This is a genomic window from Hymenobacter negativus (genome assembly GCF_017571495.1).
GTDB lineage: Bacteria > Bacteroidota > Bacteroidia > Cytophagales > Hymenobacteraceae > Hymenobacter > Hymenobacter negativus.
Window position 1 is genome coordinate 192859 of record NZ_JAGETZ010000010.1, and the last position, 19022, is coordinate 211880.

Consider the following 19022-nt stretch of genomic DNA (forward strand, 5'->3'; position numbering starts at 1 on the left):
GTTTACCCCTCAACAGGTTCTTTTTCTGTTGCCACCGAATGCCGTGGCTGATTGCGGGCCTCGTCTTCGGTGGCAGTCAGGCTCCGCAGCAGCCGACGCACATCGGCCACAGTGCTTAGGGAAAAGCGGGCCAGCGAGCGGGTGCCGCGCCCCACCTTCACGGTGTAAGCCGTGGGCGGAAGCGCGCCGAAGGTATCTTCGTCGGTGCGGTCGTCGCCCAGCGCCAGGATGAATTCGGGCGGTTCTGGCGTAAGCCAACGGGTGGCGGCGGTACCCTTGTGCAGGCCGGCATTCTTGATTTCGAGCACCTTGTTGCCTTCCAGCACCTGCAGGTCGGTATTGGAAGTCATGAAGGTAAGGTGGCTCATGAGGTCGCGGGCACGCACGTTGCCCAGCTCGGCATCGGCACGGCGGTAGTGCCACACCAGCGAGTAGTCCTTCTCCTCGATGAAGGAGCCCGGCGTGCGGCGCACGTACAGGTCCAGCACCGGCTTGAAGTCCCGCTTCCAGTCGGCCCGCAACCCTTCCTGAAACAGCCGCCACTCCGCGCCGGCCCGCCGCAGCCACACGCCATGCTCGGCAATGAAGTCAAGCGGCAGGTGTCCCAGCCAGGTTTGCAGCGTGCCCCGGTCGCGGCCGCTGATGATGACGACCTGGTTTTGCGGGTCGGCGGCCAGCGCAGCCAGCAGCTCCAGCAGCTCGGCATCGGGCTGAGCGCGCTGGGGGTTGGGGCTGAAGCGCATCAGCGTACCGTCGTAGTCGAGCAGCAGCAGGCGGCGCGGGGCGGCCTGGTAGTCAGCCAGCAGCTGGATTTGGGCGTTGGCATTGAGAGCGTCGGTGGCCAGGGTTTCCTGCTTGATTTTGCTGTAAGCCAAGCGGTTCATAAACAGCTCGGTCCAGGCGAACACATCGTATTGCCGCACCAGTGCCTGCATGGCAACCATGCGGCTGGCCTGCTCCTCGGGCGGCATTTGCAGGGCCTCGTGCAGGGCTTCAGCCAGCTGGCCGGTATCGGTGGGGTTGATGAGGAGGGCATCGGCCAGCTCCTGGGCCGCGCCGGCCCGCTCGCTGAGAATGAGCACCCCGCGCTGGTCGGTTTTGCTGGCAATAAACTCCTTGGCTACGAGGTTCATGCCATCGCGCACGGGCGTGACCAGCGCCACATCGGCCAGCCGGTAAAAAGCCGCCAGCTCTTCAAACGGAAAAGACCGGTAGAAGTAGAGAATCGGGTTCCAGCTAATGGTGCGGTACTGCGCATTGATACGGCCCACCAGCTCGTCAATTTCCATCTTCAGCCCCGCATATTGTGCCACCTGGTCGCGCGAGGGCACCACTATCATGAGCAGGCTGACCTGGCCTACCCATTCGGGATGCCGCTGCAACAGCACCTCAAAGGCCCGCAGGCGCTGGGCAATGCCCTTGGTGTAGTCAAGCCGGTCGATGCTCAGAATCACGCGGGTCTCACCCAGGTATTCGCGGTAGGTGCGCTCGTGGGCCTGCGCCACTTCCGAGGCCGCGGCTTCGGCGTAGCGCTGGTAGTCGATGCCCATCGGAAAGGCATCGACGAGCACCGTGCGGTCGGGCGTCTCCACCTGCCCATTGTGGTTGGGCAAGCCCAGCAGGTGGGCTACCGCACTGAGAAAGTGATGCATATACCCGTACGTGTGGAAGCCGATGAGGTCGGCCCCCAACATGCTGCGCAATAGCTCGGCTCCCCAAGGCAGCACCCGAATCAGCTCGTAGCTCGGAAAGGGGATGTGCAGGAAGAAGCCGATGGTGGCTTCCGGGCGCTCGCGGCGCAGCATTTCGGGCAGCAGTAGCAGCTGGTAGTCGTGCACCCAGATGGTGTCTTCCGGGCCCGCCAGCGCCAGCACGGCTTGGCAAAATTTCTCGTTCACGGCCACATACGCCTCCCAATGGGCCTGCTCGTACAGCGAGAATTCGCTGAAATAGTGAAACGTGGGCCACAGCGTCCCATTGCTGAACCCTTCGTAGAAATCACGGATTTCGGCCTCAGTCAGGAATACCGGGGCCATGCTGTCGGCCTGCAACTGCTCGGTGACGTGCGCCTGCTCGGCGGGGTCGTCCACGAACAAGCCGGGCCAGCCCACCCACACGTTGCCATCGGCCCGGTAGATGGAGCCCAGGCCCGTGGCCAGTCCGCCCTCGCTGGGCTGGAAGCTGAGGCCACTGGCCGTTCGCTGCACCTTGGTGGGCAAGCGGTTAGAAATAATAATGGTTCTGGACATGGATTGATACTGATAGAAAAAATCAGCGAAGCCGTCACCCCAGGAGTGGGGTTTACTCCGGTTTTTCCAGCGGGGCTTTGGTTGAGGCGAAGCCAGGCAAGGTGAAGCGCTGGCCCTTGGCAAGCAGGTGCAGGCGCAGGTCGCGAATAGAGAAGACTTCGCCGGGCTGCACCTGGTAAATGGTGTTGCCGGTGCACTCGTGGCCGTCCAGCAGCACCACAATACCGTTGCCAATTACCTCCAGCTCGGCTCCTTTGGTGACCAGCACGGCCGTGTCTTCTTCCAGGCCCAAGCCAATGCAGCCGGGGTTCGTAGCAATAATCTGGGCCATGCGGACCATGCGCCCACGGGCTATAAAGTGGGTGTCGATGGCCACATCGCGCAGCAGCTGCAGGCCGGTGGTGATGTGGATTTCATCCTTCAGGAAACCGGCGTCGTTGCGGCCCTGGTAAATCATGGGCGTGCTCATGGCCGTGGCGCCCGCGCTGGTGCCCGCTACCACAAACGGCTCGCGCTGGTAGCGCTCGGTCATACGCTCCAGCACCAGCGTGCCGCCGAGTATGGCCGTTAGTCGCAGCTGGTCGCCGCCCGTCAGCATCACGCCATCGGCGCGGTTAAGCATTTCCAGCGCTTCGATGCTGTTGGCTTGTTCCCGGCTTTGAATGTTGAGCACTTCGACGTGCTTGATGCCAAGGTCAGAGAAAACGTTCACGTAATCCTGGGCGGCCTCGTCGGGCTCTTCCGAAGCAGTAGGAATGACGACAATGGTATCCTTCTTGTGCAGTTCGTCGACGAAGCGCTGCAAAATGAACTCGGGCGACTGTTCGTGCGAGGGGCCGTCTTTCTCGCGTTGTTCGTGGCCGCCAATAACCAGCAGTTTGCCTTTAGGTGTGGGGAATGTATTGGGCATGAAAGGAAGGAAAAATGAAGAAAGTCCCGGCGTTAACCGGCCCACACGCCCCAACGGAGCGTGTGTGGAAGTAAGTGGGGCCAAAGCAGCAGGTAGAATACCGCAAAAGGCCCCGCTCACCGCCGCCCTAACTGTAGGCTGGCAGCGATAAGCTAATTGTTTTCTACGGCGCCAAAAAAGGCCCAGAAGTGCTAGAAATACGGATTTTGGCTTTCGGTTAGTGCGTATTCAGGAGGCGGAAGCGGTTTCCCTTCTACTCATCCCGCCACATGGCTACCACCGGCTCGCCATCGCCCACGCGGTAGGCACGACGCATGAGGTTGGTGTTGAACTCCAAAGCAATGTTGCCGTCTTTGTCGATGGCAATCATGCCTTTGTCGCCCTTCAGCTCGTCGTCGCGCAGTTGAAGGGCGGCCTGGCAGGCGGCGGCCACTGGCAGGCCCTGGTATTTGACCAGCGCGTAAACCTCGTGGGCCAGTGCGCCGCGCATGATGACCTCGCCGTCGCCGGTGCAGGACACGGCGCACGAGTCGTTGCTGGCGTAGGTGCCGCCCCCCAGAATGGGGCTGTCGCCCACGCGGCCCTTCAACTGGCCCTCAATGCCGCCGGTGCTAGTGGCCACGGCCAGATTGCCGGCCTGGTCGAGCGCCACGGCACCCACGGTGTCGTGCATGGCTTCAGTACCTTCCTGCTGAACGATTTCCAGCCACTGCTGCTGGGTTTTCTCGGTTAGGAAATAGCTGGGGGGCTTCACCGCCAAGCCTTGTTCGAGGGCTAGCTCCAAGGCGCCCGTTTCGGACAGGCAAACGTGCGGGCTGCGCTGCATCACGGCGCGGGCCAGGCTGATGGGATTTTGCACGTAAGGCACCGCACTCACGGCGCCGGCCTGTAGGTTCCGGCCATCCATGATGGCGGCATCCATCCGGACCTCGCCCTGCTGGGTGAGGCCACTGCCGCGCCCAGCGTTGAAGTGCTCGTTGTCTTCGAGGCTACGCACGACAGCTTCCACGGCATCGAGGGCGGGACCGCCACGGTGCAGGATTTCCCAGCCAGCTTGTAGGGCCTGGGCCAAACCTTCACGCTGGGCAGCTTCTTCTTCCGGGCTCAGTTCGCCGGGTTTCATCGTCACGGCACCGCCGTGAATTACAAGGGCGTAGGTGCTCATACTTATACGTGGCCAATGGGTGTAAACTGCCAGAGCTGCCCGCAGCCGGTGGGCAGGCATTGTAGGCGGTAGTAGCCACGCAGCAGCTGGCCGTTGAAATTTAGGCGGAGCACCCCATGCTTCAGCTCAGTGTTGAGGTCGGTGGTGGCGCCGAGTCGGGCCGGGGCCAGTTGCGTGGTGCCGGTTTCGACGCAGGACAGGGACCCCATCAGGGGCGAGGCCGCCAGCAGCCACAGCAGCACAGGCCGCTTGTTGAGCTGCTTGAGGGGCTGCGTAATGACCCAGTGAGCACAGCCGCCGTGGTCGTCGGCCAGGGAAAGCTCGTGGTAGCCGGGTATTTCAGTGGAGCGACGCACGGCAAACGTGGTCGCGGAGGGCAAGGTCAGCACGGCTGCCTCGGCCAAAGTTGTTTCGGGATTCATAGCTAGGCATGGGAAGAGAGGTCAGGCTTTTTAACGGTGCCCAAGGTTCTGGCAGCGGTGAAAAAAACACGGATTTTAGCGCGTTGACAGCACTTAGTTTTCTCCGTACTTCTACGGAAGCCCCTCTGAGTATTCCATCCAACCAGCTGGTTATTAGCTGGATGCCGCTTCATCATTCTACTTCAGCAGGCTTAAGCCCCTCCATAACCCTCTGTCTGGCAATGGGGTAAATCAGGCATTGCCCTCCGGAACCGCTCATTGTGGGCCGGGCGTGGCATTCCGCTTCAGGATTGAGGTGGGTTGGCAAACCGGGATGAAAACGCCGCCAAAGGCACATAACAACCTGCTACGTATGAAAAAAGAGGAAATTCACTTCGGTGACTGGCACCGCTTGTTCATTGGCAACAACCCCGGCGAATTTCTGCTGGAGGTTGCCATTCGCACCATCGTCATCTACCTGTTTCTGCTACTGCTGATGCGCTTTATGGGCAAGCGCATGAACGCCCAGCTCAACGTGGTGGAGCTATCGGTGATGATAATGCTTGGGGGCATTGTATCGGTGGCCATGCAGCTGCCCGACCGGGGCCTGCTCCACAGCATCATGACCCTGGGCTGCATGCTGGTGCTCTACCGCGGCATCAACTGGCTGGCTTTCAAAAACCAAACCGTCGAGCGTCTTGTGCAGGGCGACTTGGAACAGGTAGTTGCCGATGGCGAGCTGGACCTAAAAGCCATGGCCAATGCCCGGCTCTCCCGCGAACAGCTGTTTGCCCAGTTGCGCAAGGCCAAAATCCAGCACCTTGGCCAGGTGAAGCGCGTGTACATGGAAGCCAACGGCGAGTTCAGCATCTACCAGCAGCAACCGCCTAAGCCCGGCCTCTCGGTGCTGCCTGATAAGGATACGGCCCTGCATTTTGCCGAGCCCGCCGATATGCAGCAGCAAGCCTGCGAGCGCTGCGGCCATACCGAGCCCACCGGCCAGCACCCCGGCAACTGCTCCCGCTGCGACAGTGGCACCTGGACCAAGGCCGTGCAGCTCAAACAGCCCCGCAAAGAAGCCCAGCCCCAACCTGAACCCGCATTGTCATGAAGCCCGAAGACATTCACCTCAGCGACTGGATGCGCATTCTGGTGGGCGAAGTGCCCGGCAGTTTCTACATCGAGGCCGTTTTCCGCATCGTTTTCATTTACCTGCTGCTTGTCGTGTCGATGCGCCTGATGGGCAACCGCATGGGCTCGCCCCTGACCCGCAACGAGATGATTGCCATGGTGTCGTTGGCGGCAGCCAATGGGGTGGCCCTTATGGCCGCCGACCGGGGCCTGCTGCCGGTGGTCGTCATCGCCATTATTGTCGTTGCCTACCAGCGCTTCATTGCCTGGCGAGCCTTCCGCAGCAAGCGCTTCGAAAGTGCCCTGCTCGACGACATGGCCATTTTGGTGGAAGACGGACGTCTGAACCTCGACAAGCTGGAGGAAGTTGTGCTGGCCCGCAATCAGCTATTTGCCCAGCTACGCAAAGAGAGCGTGGGCAACCTGGGCCAAGTGCGCCGCGCCTATCAGGAAGCCAACGGCAACTTCTCCATTCTCACCTTCGATGACGAACAGCTCCGCCCCGGCCTTTCCATTTTACCTGCTGTGGACGAGGCCTTTCGGAACGAGCAGCAAAAGGCTGACGGCCAGTTTGCCTGTGCCAGTTGCGGACACCTGCAGGCCAGCGCGCACCCCCCGGCGGCAGACTGCTCCCGTTGCGAGGCACGGGAGTGGCAGCCCGCAGTGCTGGGGGCATAACCTGACCACTCCCTGGCCCACTGGGCTGAACTTTCAATTGGCTCGCGTTTGAATTACCTGCGTAACGCGTGCCGAATTGGAAATTCGGGGTACAAGGTCGGTTATTTTGGTAATGGCTGCGGCGTGTACGTCGGGCCCTGGCAGCGGGGGCCCTGCGCCGTCCAGGCCAGCGGGTCGATGCAGAGCTGACGCTCAGTCATTGCTTTGTTCCAGGCGTGGTAGACGAGGTATTCGGTTTTGCCATCGGGCCCGAGGACGTGGGAATGGTGACCCGGGCCGCGCACGTGGCCCGATACCGCGTGCAGCACGCGGGCTCCCTTTTCGGCCCCGGCATCGGAATATGGCCCGAGGAGGTTGTCGGCCACGCAGTAGTCGACGCCGTAGCGCTCGGTCAGGAAGTTGGCGCCACTGTAGAAGCAATAGTATTTGCCGTTGTGCCGCCGCATAAACGGACCTTCCAGCGTGTGCCATTGCGTAAAGGTGCGGTTGTCGTAGAGCGGCATGGTGCGGTTGGCTTCGAAGAGCGTCCAGGGGTGGCGGGCGCGCATCACGGTGTGGGGCTGGTTAGCCAGCTGGGTCATGCTCGTGAGCTTGTCCACAGCCAGGCCAGTGCCGGGTAGGTAGCCATTGTCGGTGTCAATAAAATCGCGGGCGTAGAAGAGATACCACTGGCCATCGGTATCGCGGAAGGGGTGGGCGTCGATAGTAAACTTGCTTTGCGGCACGTCCAGCAGGGCTATTTCGGTGTAAGGGCCCTGCGGGGTCTTGCTGGTGGCCACGTGAAGCCGGTGGCCCACGGTGGCCGCAATGGCCCCGCCACCCCGCGAGTAGTACATGTAGAACGTGCCTTCGTGCAGCACCACCTCGGGCGCCCAGAACTGTGCGCCCTCGCTGTCTTTCGGTGGCATGAGGGCCCCACCCGCATCCTTCCAGTCCGCCAGATTGCGCGAGGTGAGCACGCTGAATATCAGGCCATCGGTCGTGCGGTGCTCACCGGTGGTGCCGAAGGCGTAGTAAACGCCGTCATGTTTGAGCACAAATGGGTCGGGGAAGTTGCGGGCCAGCACCGGGTTGATGTAGGTGCGGGCTCCAGCTTGCGCCGGGCCGGCCGGCAGCAGCGTGAGCAGGCCACCAGCAGCTAAATAGCGCAGGAAGTTGCGGCGGGAAACGGCGGGGTTGGGCAGCAGCATCGAGTGATTCATGGGCAAGAGATGGGTGGGATTGAGGGAGATGTCTTGACTGTCATACGCATTGTGCTTGCGGGTAACCCCACCGTCAGGGGAGTGTGGCGAGCTGCTCTGTGGACGCTGCGGCCCCGCGCTTGAAGGCAGCTTTCGTAACACACGAACTCATGAAGTTCACGATACAGCCATTCGTGCAGAACTGGTATCTCCGCTCCGCGGCAGAGATTGAGGCGGCCTGCGAGCGGGATAAATATCATCCCAATACTTTTATCAGCAAGTGCTTACAGCCTACCTTCCAGCTCCTTTCCCACCCGAATTAGCTGGCTGAAGCTCGGTCAAGCTCGTTCATTACGCTGCCTTCGCCATGGCTATCAAACACCTACTACTTGGGGCGCTGTTGCTGTTGTCCCCGCTGGCCCACGGGCAAAAAACCAAGACCAAAACCCAGACGCAACCAGCGGGGCAGGTGTGGTCCATTGAAAAGGCCAATGCTTGGTACCGGGCTCACCCCTGGATGAGCGGGGCCAACTTTATTCCCAGCACAGCCATCAACCAGCTGGAAATGTGGCAGGCCGCCACGTTCGACCCGCAAACCATCGACCAGGAGCTAAGCTGGGCCGAGGGCATCGGCTTCAACACCATGCGGGTGTTTCTTCACAGCATGGCCTGGCAGCAGGACCCGGCTGGCTTCGTGCAACGGGTAGACAACTACCTGAGCATCGCCGACAAGCACCACATCCAGACCATCTTCGTGTTCTTCGACGACTGCTGGAACAAGGGGCCCCAGCCCGGCACGCAGCCCGCACCAAAAACCGGCATTCACAACTCCGGCTGGGTGCAGGACCCCGGCGACCCGGCCTCGCGCGACTCGGCCACCTTCGTAGCGCTTAAGCCTTATGTGCAGGCGGTGCTTACGCGGTTTGGGCACGACAAGCGCATCTTGCTCTGGGACTTGTACAACGAACCGGGCAATAGTGAGAAGCGCCTGACTTCCCTACCGCTGCTGCGCAACGTCTTCGCCTGGGCCCGCGCCGTGAACCCCGAGCAGCCGTTGAGCGTGGGCCTTTGGGCCTGGGACCTGGGGTCCCTGAACACCTACCAAGCCCTGCATTCTGACATCATCACCTATCACTGCTACGACGAAGTGGCCACGCACCTGCGCCTCATTCAGCTGCTCCGCACGCACGGCCGGCCCCTGCTCTGCACCGAGTACATGGCCCGCCCGCGCAACAGCCGCTTTGTTAACACCATGCCGCTGCTGAAACAGGAAAATGTGGGTGCCATCAACTGGGGCCTGGTCGAGGGCAAGACCAATACCAAGTACGCCTGGGAAACTCCGCTGGCCGATGGCAGCGAGCCCAACGAGTGGTTCCACGAGGTGTTCCGCCGTGATGGCAGCCCTTACCGCCGCGATGAAACGGAGCTGATTAAAAAGCTGAGTGGCCGCTAAAGCAGGCATCATTGCTACGACAATCCAGCCATTGAGCTGTCAAGCAAAGCACCTAAGCATGATGTCCTCAGTTAACAGGAAAAAGAGGCCTGGTGGTAGTGCCATGCCCTGCAAACGATTGCTGAATTTCAGAGCAAAATCGGGGTAATCAATGGTGAATAGAAAAATTTGTTGATTTTCTTTCAAAAACCATTGCCCCGTTATTTTACTAATTACGCTAATAGAAGGCGGTTCTGAAGCCGGGGCTGACGCATAAGCTTGCTGATGATGTTATCAGCCTCGCATTATTTGTCAAGCATTTATGGTTTTATGCTATATAGAATCTATTGCTGAGCTAGTTGATATTTGGCTTATTGACAGATTCTGAAATTAACTCGAATCAAGTATCCTTAATAATGACAAAATAGCAACCTCAACCATAAAGCGACGCATTACCACAAACGTTTGCGAGAGATAAAATGGCGGTTAGTTTTACTAAAAACCATTCCCACTCTCTTCCATGAAAAACAACTTACTAAGGGGAGCTGCGCTGGGGGTCATGCTGCCAGCGCTGCTCGGCTTCTCGCCAGAGCAATTGATGGCTAGCCCGGCCCCGACCCTGCTGCCCACCGCTGGCGCCCACCCAGCAGCCCCAATAACCGGCCGCGTGCTCGATGAAAAAGGAGAAGGCCTACCCGGCGTGACAGTCCTCGTTAAGGGCACCGGCAACGGCACTTCCACCAACACCGCCGGGGAGTTTACGCTGGATGTACCGACGGGCGCCACGCTGGTGTTCTCATCGGTGGGCTACGTGGCACAGGAGGTGGCTTTCACCGGCGGCCCCGTGACCGTGACGTTGCGCCAGGACGTGCAGCAGCTCGGCGAGGCGGTGGTGGTGGGCTACCTCACCCAAAACAGACAGGATGTGACCGGCTCAGTGGCGACGGTGAGCGCCCAGGACGTGCGCCGGGCGCCGGTGGCCAGCGTGGGCGAGGCCATTCAGGGGCGCCTGCCGGGCGTGCAGGTGACCAACTCCGGGCAGCCGGGCCAGGCGCCCAATATCAACATTCGGGGGCTGGGCACCATTGCCAGCGGCAGCGGCCCGCTCTACGTCATCGACGGGCTGTGGGTGCAGAACCAGGGGGGCCAGCGCGACTTCAATCCGGCCGACGTGGAGTCGGTGCAGGTGCTGAAGGATGCCGCCTCGCTGGCGCCCTACGGCGCATCGGGAGCCAACGGCGTTATTATCATTACGACGAAGAAAGGGAAGGCGGGCACCACGGCCATCAACTTCAGCGCCAATGGCGGGGTGCAAAACCTGGTCCGGCGCCTCGATTTGATGAATGCGGCGCAGTGGGCGGCCGTTAACAATCAGGCGTACGACAATGCCGGCATTGCGCGGCAGCCCTACGCCGCCAACCTCCCGGCCGGCATCGATACCGATTGGCAGAAGGAATTCTTCAAGCAAGGCTCGATTCAGGACTATAACCTGGGCTTTTCGGGCGGTGGGCCTAACTCGACATTCAACGTATCGGGCGGCTATTTCAACCAGAAGGGCACGGTGCAGGGTCCCACGTTTGAGCGCTACAGCTTCCGGGTGAACACGAGCTTCAACCGCGGGCGCTTCCGCTTCGGCGAAAATGCCATGCTCTCGCGCACCAACCAAAACCGGCTGAACGTCATTCCCAGCTACGGCTCGCCCTTCTACAACGTGGTGCAGATGCTGCCCGTGAACCCCGTATACGACCCCACGGTGCCGGGCGGCTTTGGCATCGGCAATGGCAACGCCAGCACCTTCGGGCTGAACCCCATCGCGTCGCAGGACCTGCTGAATGATACAGGCACTTCGAACCGCTTGCAAGGCAACGTGTATGGCGAGGTGTCGATTTTCGACTTCCTACGCTACCGCCTCAACCTGGCCACCGAATTCCACGCCTTCCACGACCAGCAGCGCCGGAAATACGGCATCTGGCGCCAGAACGACATCACCCAACTGTCCAACTTTGGCGAAGACCAGGGCAACGAGCTGTTCGGCATGGCCGAAAACACCCTCACCTTCGACAAGAGCTTTGGCAACCACAACGTGACCGTGGTGGGCGGCTACAGCCAGCAGCGCTTCCGCCAGGAGTTTACGCGGGCCGTGAACTTTGGCTACGGCACCGGGCCCACCTACTACTGGGCGCTGGATGCCGGCAGCCAGACGCCGCAGGCCATCGGCTCGTCATACGAGTGGGCCAAGCAGTCATTTTTTGCGCAGGCCACCTACGACTACAACCAGCGCTACCTACTTACGGCCGCTTTCCGCCGTGATGGTTCCTCCCGCTTCGAGCCGGCCCACCGCTGGGGTAATTTCGGGGCAGCTTCGGTGGGCTGGCGGATATCGAAGGAAGCTTTCTTTGAGGGCATCACCAGCGTTTCCAATCTCAAGCTGCGGGCTTCGTACGGCCGCCTGGGCAACGACTTACTAGCGGGCGCTTACGGGGGTTCCTACCTAACACAGGGCTTCATCAACACCAACTCCAACTACGTGCTGGGTGGGGGCGTTCAGAACGGCGCCATTCAGACGGCTTATGCCAGCACGGGCATTCAATGGGAAGACCGCCGCACAACCAACGTGGGCTTCGACGCTGGCTTTATATCGGACCGCCTGACGCTGTCGGCCGACTACTACGTGTCGCAGACCTATCATGCCCTCGTTAATCCCAATCTGCCCCTCACCTTCGGCAACGCCGGTGGTAACCCGTTTCGCAACCTGGGCAAGCTGGAAAACAAAGGTTTTGAGTTCCTGCTGGGCTACAACGACGACCGCCATCCCTTCCGCTACGGCGCCACGGCCAACCTCACCACCATCAAAAACACGGTGCTGGACCTGGGCACCGCTGGCGGCGAAAGCAGCGGCGCGGCCAACTTCTTTAACGGCGGCCCGCGCGATATTACCCGCACCGAAGTGGGCTACGAGGTGGGCTCGTTCTACCTCTACCAATTCGACGGCATTTACCAGACCGGCGATGCCAACATTCCGGCCGGCCTGGCCCCGGGCGACGTGCGCTATAAGGACCTGGACAACAACGGCATCATCAATGACAAGGACCGGGCCCACGTGGGACGGGTGTTCCCCAAGCTGCAATATGGCCTGAACCTGAACCTGGGCTACAGCGGCTTCGACCTGACGGCCTTCTTCCAGGGCGTGCAGGGCAACGATGTAATGAACCTCTCGAAGTTCTTAACCGATAACACCGCCGACAACAGCAACTACCGCGCGGACTTCAGCCCCTGGACGCCCAATAATCCCTCCACAACCACGCCGCGGGCCATTAAATCGGGCGGCCCGCAGAATGGCGACGCGGCCGGCAACAACGCCCGCTTCAACTCGACGCGCTGGCTGGAAAGCGGCTCGTACCTGCGCCTGAAAAACCTACAACTGGGCTATACCGTGCCCAAAACTGCCCTCGAAGCCACCAAGTACCTGGCTTCGCTGCGCATTGTGGCCACCGCCCAAAACCTGTTTACGGTGACCGACTACAGCGGCTACGACCCCGAAACCGTAGGCAGCGGCGCCTTCAACACCTTGGGTAATAACCTGGCTCGTGGCGTCGATGAGGGCTCCTACCCCAACCTGCGCTCGTTCACGCTGGGCATTCAGGCGGGCTTCTAGGCCCTTTCCTTCCAACTTTAATTCGCTTTTGCTATGAAAGTTACGTTTCTGACAAGGTTGGGGCTGGCCGGCGCATTGCTGCTGGGCGCTACCGCCTGCGAGAAAGACCTGCTCGACCAAACCAACCCCAACCTGCCCACCACGGAATCGGCGTGGAAAACCAGCGACGATGCGGTGAGGGCTTCCACCGCCTGCTACGCTGGTCTGCAAGGGCTGGGCATGTACCGGCGCTGGCTCAACTTTGCCTTCGACCTGCGCGACGACATCGGCTTCAGCCAAAGCCCCTGGGGCGAACTGGCCGACTTCACGCACTTCATCCAGGTTAACTACGACTTCGAGGTATCGAACAACATCTGGCGCGACCATTACCGCACCATTTTCCGCTGCAACCAGGTTCTAGACAAAGTGCCCGGCATTCAGGGCATGGATGCCACGCTGCAAAAGCGGGTGCTGGCCGAAGCCCGCTTCCTGCGCGCTCTGTGCTACTACAACCTCGCCTCGCTCTACGGCAACGTACCGCTGGTGCTCGCCACGGCCACTGACCTCAACGTGGTGCCGCCCCAGGGCACCGAAGCCCAGGTGTGGGCCCAGGTCATCAGCGACCTGCAGGCAGCCCAGCCCGACCTGCCGGCGCGCTACACCGGCGCCGATGTGGGCCGGGCCACCCAAGGCGCGGCCATTGCGCTGCTGGGCAAAGCCTACATGCAAAACCACCGCTGGGCCGATGCCCAGGCCCAGTTTGCCAAAATCATTGATGCCCCAACCTACGGCTATGGCCTGACCGCAGCTTACACCGACAACTTCCGCCACACGACGGAAAACAACCAGGAGTCGATTTTCGAGGTGCAGTTTTCGGATATGAACAAGGGCGGCAATGATTCAGGTAACGGCCCCGATGCCACGTCGTCGCAGGGCGGGCAGCGCTCGCAGTTCTGGGGCATCCCCGGCACTGCGGAAATACCGGGCCAGCCCGGCACGGGCTTCCCGGGGGCGGGCTTTGGCGACGGCGAAGTGCGGCCCTGGGTGGTGCGCGAGTTCTTGCAGGAACCCACCGCCGCTGGTCAGCGCGACCCGCGCTTAGCGGCCACTGTGTTCTACAACCGCCGCGACCAGACTCAATTCCCTACCTCCCAGCCCATCGATGCCGACACTGCGGTGTACGGCGTGGGATTCGTGACCCGCTACCGCCGCGACTCACGCAACCTGGGGCGGGTTTACTGGCGCAAGTACCAGACCGACTACTACCGCACCTTCGAGGACTTCGACTCGCCCATCAACCAGCGCGTGATTCGCTACGCCGACATCCTGCTGCTGCAAGCCGAAGCACTGAATGAGCAAAACCAGACCGCCACGGCCGTGCCACTCATCAACCGGGTGCGCCAGCGGGCGGGCCTAGCGCCGCTGAGCACTTCGGGCTTCACGCGGACCACGCTGCATACCCAGCTTATGCACGAGCGCGCCACCGAGCTGGCCGGCGAGGGTGTACGCTGGTTTGACCTGCAGCGTTGGGGACTGCTCGAGAACCAAACCGACGTGAACATGCTCAAAGCCCACGACCCAGACTTCAACAATTTTGTAGTGGGCAAATCCCGCCTGCTACCCCTACTCCAGACCGAAGTTGATTTGAACAAGCTTCAGCAAAACCCTAGCTACTAGCCGCAAAATACTCCCCTGGCGCCTTTCTGCTTAGGAGCCAGGGGAGTTCCTTATTAAGCGGCCCCTAAATCCCCCACTCATGCTATTATCTCGCAGCTCTTTGCTGATTTTCTGGCTCCTGCTCAGCGCCGCCGGCTGTAAAAAAGCCGCCGAGCCAGCCGTAAATCCGCCGGTGACGCCGCCCACCACGGCCATTACCTTCACCAACCCGCTGCTGTCTTCCGGGCCCGACCCGTGGGTGACTCAGAAGGATGGCATTTACTATTACATGCACACCACGGGCCGCAACCTGACCTTGTGGAAAACGGCCAGGATGAGTGAGCTAGGCTCGGCCGTGAGCAAGGTTATCTGGACGCCGCCGGCCACTGGCCCTAACTCGCGCGACATTTGGGCGCCGGAACTCCACTTCCTGGATGGCAAGTGGTATGTGTACTACACGGCCGGTCCCGGCAATTGCTGCGGCGGCCAGCGCCTGTGGGTGCTCGAAAACGCCAATGCCGACCCCACCACCGGCACCTGGACCGACAAAGGCCAGCTCGCTGTGCCCGGCCAGGACTTGTGGGCCATCGATGCCACTATTCTGGAGCAAAACGGTGGGCGCTACCTCGTGTGGTCGGGCCAGGAAGTGGGCTCGGAGCAGCAGAACCTATACATCGCCCGCCTCAGTACGCCCTCTTCCGTCACTGGTCCGCGGGTACGCCTGAGCCAGCCCCAGCTAGCCTGGGAGCTGAATGGGACGCCCAAAGTGAATGAGGGACCGGAAATCCTGCAGCACGGCGGCAAAACATTCCTCATCTACTCCGCCAGCCATTGCAGCACCGACGACTATGCGCTGGGCATGCTCACGGCTAGCAGCACCGCCGACCCCATGGATGCAGCGGCTTGGAGCAAGTCGCCCACGCCGGTATTCGTTAAGAACACGGCTGGCAACGCCTTCGGCCCGGGGCACAACAGCTTTTTCACCTCGAAAGACGGCCAACAGAGCTGGATACTCTACCATGCCAATCCGCTCACCGGTCAGGGTTGCGGCGACCTGCGCAGCCCCCGCATGCAGCCCTTCACCTACCGCGCCGACGGTACGCCTGACTTCGGCTCTCCGGTAGCCGTTGGCACGGCTTTGCCCCGGCCGGGTGGCGAATAGAAAATGTAGCGCTTGCTAAACTGCTCTTCCCAGAATCCCACCCCAAACGCTTCGCCTGTGCTTCGACTCGCCTATAAAATACTCTTGCTCACTTTGGTAGCCAGCCAGCCCGGCCTTTGTCAGCAACCCCAAAAAGCTCGTAAGCCACTGGCGCCGCCAACCGCCAACCCTACCAAGCACCCCGCCGGCCAGGGTACCCGCGTCATCGACCCAGCCGCGCCACCGGCCTTCGTATTGGCTAATCCAGTGCTGCCCGGCGACTTCCCCGACCCATCCGTAACCAAGATTGGCGACACGTACTGGGCGTCGGCCACGTCGTCGAACTGGGGTCCAGTCTTCCCGTTGCTCACTTCCAAAAACCTGACCCAATGGCAGCTGACCGGCTACGTCTTTCCGGACAAGCTGCCCGACTGGGCCGACTACTATTTCTGGGCCCCGGAAGTAACCCAGGAAGGCAACAAAACCTACGTGTTCTACTGTGCGCACAAAAAGGGCGGCAACCTGGCTGTGGGCGTGGCCAGTGCCGACCGCCCCGAGGGCCCCTACCGTGACCACGGCCCGCTCGTGGGTCAGGCCGATGGCTCGATTGACGCCTTCCCGATGCGCGACGAAAATGGCAAGCTTTACCTCATCTGGAAGGAAGACGGCAACAGCGTGAACCAGCCCACGCCCATCTGGGCGCAGCCGCTGAACGACGACCGTACTGCCCTCACCGGCGAAAAAACAGAGCTGTTCCGCAACTCCGTACCGTGGGAGGGCAACCTGGTAGAGGGGGTAAGTGTGGTACGGCACGACGGCTATTTCTACGCTTTTTATGCCGCTAATGGCTGCTGCGGGCACAATTGCACCTACGGTGCCGGCGTGGCCCGGGCCAAAAAGCTGCTCGGTCCCTGGGAAAAAGACCCTGCCAACCCGCTTATCAAATCCAGCACGGCCTGGCGCTGTCCCGGTCACGGCACCGTTACGCAGGGCTTCGACGGGCGCTGGTTTATGTTGCACCATGCCTATTCCGGCAGCAGCTTCGAGAATGTGGGGCGCCAGGGCGTGCTAAGTGAGTTTGTATGGAACACTGCCGGCTGGCCCGAATTCCTGCCCACCGACAGCAAGCCCACCGCCATCAACAAGGCCGCCGCGCAGCCCTTTGCCGACGAGTTTACCAGCCCAACACTGGCCCTGGGCTGGCAGTGGCCGGTAGAAGACAAACCGCAGTTTGCCGTGCGCAGTGGCCAATTGCACCTCACCGCCCACCCCGACAAAGGCGGGGCCGCGCTGGGACGCTCCATCTACACTGCTACTTACACAGCCAGCACCACCCTGCTGGCTGCCAGCACACTACCCGCCGGCAGCACTGCCGGGCTGGCCGCCATCGGCGACCCCAACAACACGCTGGCGCTCACTGTAGGCGGCGGCAAGCTCCAACTCTGGGAGCGGCGCGAAGGCAAGCAGCGCATCCTGGCCGAAACTAACCTGCCGACCAGCGCTGCCAACACCCTGCAGCTACGGGTGCAGGTGAGCGAGGGCAACCAATACCGCTTCGCCTACAGCGCCGACGGGAAATCCTGGACCAACCCGCTGGCCAACAACGGCGCCATCAGCGGCCAGTTTCTGCCGCCCTGGGACCGGGGCGTACGCGTGGGCCTAGTGGCGCAAGGCCCGGGCTCCGTGACGGCCGCGTTCGAGCGGTTCGCCCTGGATAGCCGCCTGTAGGGTGGGTGCTAGCAGCGCCATTCGCCGTCTTCAAGCCAGCAGTCGGTGGCGGTGCTGCCCTCGCGCAGCACCCAGTTGCCGGGGCGGCCCTGCCAGTGCAAGCGGCCATCGGGGCCGGCGCCGTAGGCAATGTCGAGCGAACGCACGTCCAGCACATCTGTGTCGGGCGAAACGTGGTTAACACGCAGGTGCTCCACGTAATCCAGCGTCAGTTTGCCGGCATCGAGGCAGCTGGGGTGCAGGGCCAGGTTATGTGCCGGCGAGGCCATGGCAGCCGAGGGGTACAGCAAGCCATCGAAAGCCTGGCCTAGTTGGCAGGCCTCGGCCACGGCAATGGACAGGCGGTAGTGGTGTTGGTTGTCGTCGGCCACCGTTTTGGTGAAGGTGCTGGTGAGGAAGGCAGCAATGCTGCGCGTTTCGTCCGGCAGTTGGGCCAAAGCGTTGCGCAGAGCCGTTTCGCGGTCCGAGTGCGGGTCGTCGGCGCAGGTATCGGCGCAGCCGAAGCTGAGGATGCGCAGCGGCTGCCGCGTTTGCCAGCGCGTGATAACTATGCCGTCGCCGGGCTGCACGTGGGCCTCGAAAAAGGGCGGGTGCCAGGTGGCACTGCAATAGAACATGGGCACGCCGGCCCGGTTGGCACGCTGGTCGTGACGCACCCGGTCGGCCGGCGGGTACGACACATCGGCGAGGCGCGCCGGCAGGCCCTCGCTCATAATGCCCCGGTAGAGCAACAGCCCAGGGGCAAATTCCAGGCAGCGCAGTGGGTGGCCCTCCAGCAGTTCGCGCACGCGCCCCACCAAGTCATCGATGGTGTGCTGCTGCAAATCAAGGTGCCGGAGCGACGCCAGTTGGCGCTTAACTCGGGCAGCGGTAAGGTCGGAATCGCACGTTTTCATCGCAAATCGGGAAAGCCGTAAGCAGGGGTTTAACTAAAAATGCCCGCTAGCGCGGGCATTTTTATAGCTGATACAATAGAATACCGTGGACAGGAATAAGTATAGCGCAAGCTATTTCTTCAAGGCAATACTGTGTTGAATGAGTGTTAGTTACACTGCTTTCTGGTTGATGTAGTTCTTTGCCAAGTCGTTGAGCTTGGTATCGGTGAGTTGCTCTTCGTCCAAGGTTTGGCGTAGCAGTTCGGCAGCCTGGTCGTGGCCAAGACGCTCGGCGAAGTGGGCGGCAGTGCCGTAGCCCGATATTTCGTAGTGCTCGATGCGCTGGGCGGCCGCAATAAGGGCCGCATCCATCACCTCTTCGGTCGCACGTTCCGACATGGTTTCCTGGCCTTCGGCAATAAGGCCTTTCATGGCCTGGCAGGTGTGACCGTCGAGGTCAAGGTCCAGGGATTCGCCAATTTTTTCGAGGCGCTGAAGTTGTTTTTCTGTTTCGTGCAAATGCTTGGTGAAGCCCGCCCGCAGGCGGCCGTCCTTGGCGCGTTCGGCCATGAGGGGCAAGGCTTCTATGAGTTGGCTTTCGGCGCTGTACAGGTCTTTGAGCTGCATTTCAAACAGGTCGTCGAGGGTTTCGAGTTTGTCAAACATAAGGAGAGTAGAAAGGGTGGAAAATGAGCAGATTGCCAGGATATCCTGGTGCTATCGGCCTCATTTCATACGTCCTTGTTTGCGGCGATGTTAATTGTGCCAATGCCTGTCCTGGTTTACTCAACGCATTTTATAAGACCGATAGATTATTGACTATTAAATATTTGAGCACTTT

14 protein-coding genes are annotated in these 19022 nt (G+C 61.0%); 7 read left to right on the forward strand and 7 right to left on the reverse strand.

What is annotated here, in order from left to right:
* Positions 1-2: 2 nt before the first annotated feature.
* From J4E00_RS19710 to J4E00_RS19725, 4 genes are all read right to left on the reverse strand, one after another.
* Entirely contained in the window at positions 3-2249 is a 2247-nt protein-coding gene (locus J4E00_RS19710; protein WP_208176984.1) for a bifunctional alpha,alpha-trehalose-phosphate synthase (UDP-forming)/trehalose-phosphatase, read from the reverse strand.
* Between the two features lie 52 nt (positions 2250-2301).
* Complete coding sequence (locus J4E00_RS19715; protein WP_208176985.1) at positions 2302-3159, reverse strand: cyanophycinase; 858 nt, start codon at positions 3157-3159, stop codon at positions 2302-2304.
* A 253-nt stretch (positions 3160-3412) separates the two neighbouring features.
* Positions 3413-4324, reverse strand: a complete 912-nt coding sequence (locus J4E00_RS19720) for an isoaspartyl peptidase/L-asparaginase family protein (protein WP_208176986.1) — start codon at positions 4322-4324, stop codon at positions 3413-3415.
* A 2-nt stretch (positions 4325-4326) separates the two neighbouring features.
* Positions 4327-4746 (reverse strand): hypothetical protein, encoded by a 420-nt coding sequence (locus J4E00_RS19725; protein ID WP_208176987.1) that lies wholly within the window; start codon positions 4744-4746, stop codon positions 4327-4329.
* Between the two features lie 352 nt (positions 4747-5098).
* Here J4E00_RS19725 and J4E00_RS19730 point away from each other — a divergent pair, with 352 nt between their 5' ends.
* Both J4E00_RS19730 and J4E00_RS19735 read left to right on the forward strand, forming a co-directional pair.
* Positions 5099-5836, forward strand: a complete 738-nt coding sequence (locus J4E00_RS19730) for a DUF421 domain-containing protein (RefSeq protein ID WP_208176988.1) — start codon at positions 5099-5101, stop codon at positions 5834-5836.
* Positions 5833-6534, forward strand: a complete 702-nt coding sequence (locus tag J4E00_RS19735) for a DUF421 domain-containing protein (protein ID WP_208176989.1) — start codon at positions 5833-5835, stop codon at positions 6532-6534. The genes J4E00_RS19730 and J4E00_RS19735 overlap by 4 nt, the downstream gene beginning before the upstream one ends.
* Before the next feature lie 101 nt (positions 6535-6635).
* Here J4E00_RS19735 and J4E00_RS19740 read toward each other — a convergent pair whose 3' ends face one another.
* Positions 6636-7736 (reverse strand): glycoside hydrolase family 43 protein, encoded by a 1101-nt coding sequence (locus tag J4E00_RS19740; RefSeq protein WP_208176990.1) that lies wholly within the window; start codon positions 7734-7736, stop codon positions 6636-6638.
* 346 nt (positions 7737-8082) lie between these two features.
* Between J4E00_RS19740 and J4E00_RS19745 the strand changes: the two genes are divergently transcribed.
* From J4E00_RS19745 to J4E00_RS19765, 5 genes are all read left to right on the forward strand, one after another.
* Positions 8083-9168 carry a cellulase family glycosylhydrolase gene (locus J4E00_RS19745; RefSeq protein WP_208176991.1) on the forward strand — a complete coding sequence of 362 codons (1086 nt, stop codon included), beginning with the start codon at positions 8083-8085 and terminating at the stop codon, positions 9166-9168.
* Positions 9169-9667: 499 nt separating this feature from the next.
* Entirely contained in the window at positions 9668-12802 is a 3135-nt protein-coding gene (locus tag J4E00_RS19750) for a SusC/RagA family TonB-linked outer membrane protein (RefSeq protein ID WP_208176992.1), read from the forward strand.
* 33 nt (positions 12803-12835) lie between these two features.
* Complete coding sequence (locus tag J4E00_RS19755; RefSeq protein ID WP_208176993.1) at positions 12836-14458, forward strand: RagB/SusD family nutrient uptake outer membrane protein; 1623 nt, start codon at positions 12836-12838, stop codon at positions 14456-14458.
* Positions 14459-14537: 79 nt separating this feature from the next.
* Positions 14538-15599 (forward strand): family 43 glycosylhydrolase, encoded by a 1062-nt coding sequence (locus J4E00_RS19760; protein WP_208176994.1) that lies wholly within the window; start codon positions 14538-14540, stop codon positions 15597-15599.
* A gap of 57 nt (positions 15600-15656) precedes the next feature.
* Positions 15657-17306, forward strand: coding sequence for a family 43 glycosylhydrolase (locus J4E00_RS19765; RefSeq protein ID WP_317196649.1), 1650 nt, complete (start codon positions 15657-15659; stop codon positions 17304-17306).
* Positions 17307-17314: 8 nt separating this feature from the next.
* Here the strand turns inward: J4E00_RS19765 and J4E00_RS19770 are convergent, their stop codons facing one another.
* Together J4E00_RS19770 and J4E00_RS19775 are read right to left on the reverse strand one after the other, a co-directional pair.
* Positions 17315-18202: an RES domain-containing protein gene (locus J4E00_RS19770; protein ID WP_208176995.1), complete on the reverse strand. Its 888-nt coding sequence runs from the start codon at positions 18200-18202 to the stop codon at positions 17315-17317.
* A 150-nt stretch (positions 18203-18352) separates the two neighbouring features.
* Complete coding sequence (locus tag J4E00_RS19775; protein WP_208176996.1) at positions 18353-18847, reverse strand: ferritin-like domain-containing protein; 495 nt, start codon at positions 18845-18847, stop codon at positions 18353-18355.
* Positions 18848-19022: the final 175 nt, after the last annotated feature.

Bases quoted from the DNA above. Each gene is read 5' to 3' on its own strand.
- J4E00_RS19710 (WP_208176984.1), bottom strand. From the start codon at position 2,249: ATGTCCAGAACCATTATTATTTCTAACCGCTTGCCCACCAAGGTGCAG.
- J4E00_RS19715 (WP_208176985.1), bottom strand. From the start codon at position 3,159: ATGCCCAATACATTCCCCACACCTAAAGGCAAACTGCTGGTTATTGGC.
- J4E00_RS19720 (WP_208176986.1), bottom strand. From the start codon at position 4,324: ATGAGCACCTACGCCCTTGTAATTCACGGCGGTGCCGTGACGATGAAA.
- J4E00_RS19725 (WP_208176987.1), bottom strand. From the start codon at position 4,746: ATGAATCCCGAAACAACTTTGGCCGAGGCAGCCGTGCTGACCTTGCCC.
- J4E00_RS19730 (WP_208176988.1), top strand. From the start codon at position 5,099: ATGAAAAAAGAGGAAATTCACTTCGGTGACTGGCACCGCTTGTTCATT.
- J4E00_RS19735 (WP_208176989.1), top strand. From the start codon at position 5,833: ATGAAGCCCGAAGACATTCACCTCAGCGACTGGATGCGCATTCTGGTG.
- J4E00_RS19740 (WP_208176990.1), bottom strand. From the start codon at position 7,736: ATGAATCACTCGATGCTGCTGCCCAACCCCGCCGTTTCCCGCCGCAAC.
- J4E00_RS19745 (WP_208176991.1), top strand. From the start codon at position 8,083: ATGGCTATCAAACACCTACTACTTGGGGCGCTGTTGCTGTTGTCCCCG.
- J4E00_RS19750 (WP_208176992.1), top strand. From the start codon at position 9,668: ATGAAAAACAACTTACTAAGGGGAGCTGCGCTGGGGGTCATGCTGCCA.
- J4E00_RS19755 (WP_208176993.1), top strand. From the start codon at position 12,836: ATGAAAGTTACGTTTCTGACAAGGTTGGGGCTGGCCGGCGCATTGCTG.
- J4E00_RS19760 (WP_208176994.1), top strand. From the start codon at position 14,538: ATGCTATTATCTCGCAGCTCTTTGCTGATTTTCTGGCTCCTGCTCAGC.
- J4E00_RS19770 (WP_208176995.1), bottom strand. From the start codon at position 18,202: ATGAAAACGTGCGATTCCGACCTTACCGCTGCCCGAGTTAAGCGCCAA.
- J4E00_RS19775 (WP_208176996.1), bottom strand. From the start codon at position 18,847: ATGTTTGACAAACTCGAAACCCTCGACGACCTGTTTGAAATGCAGCTC.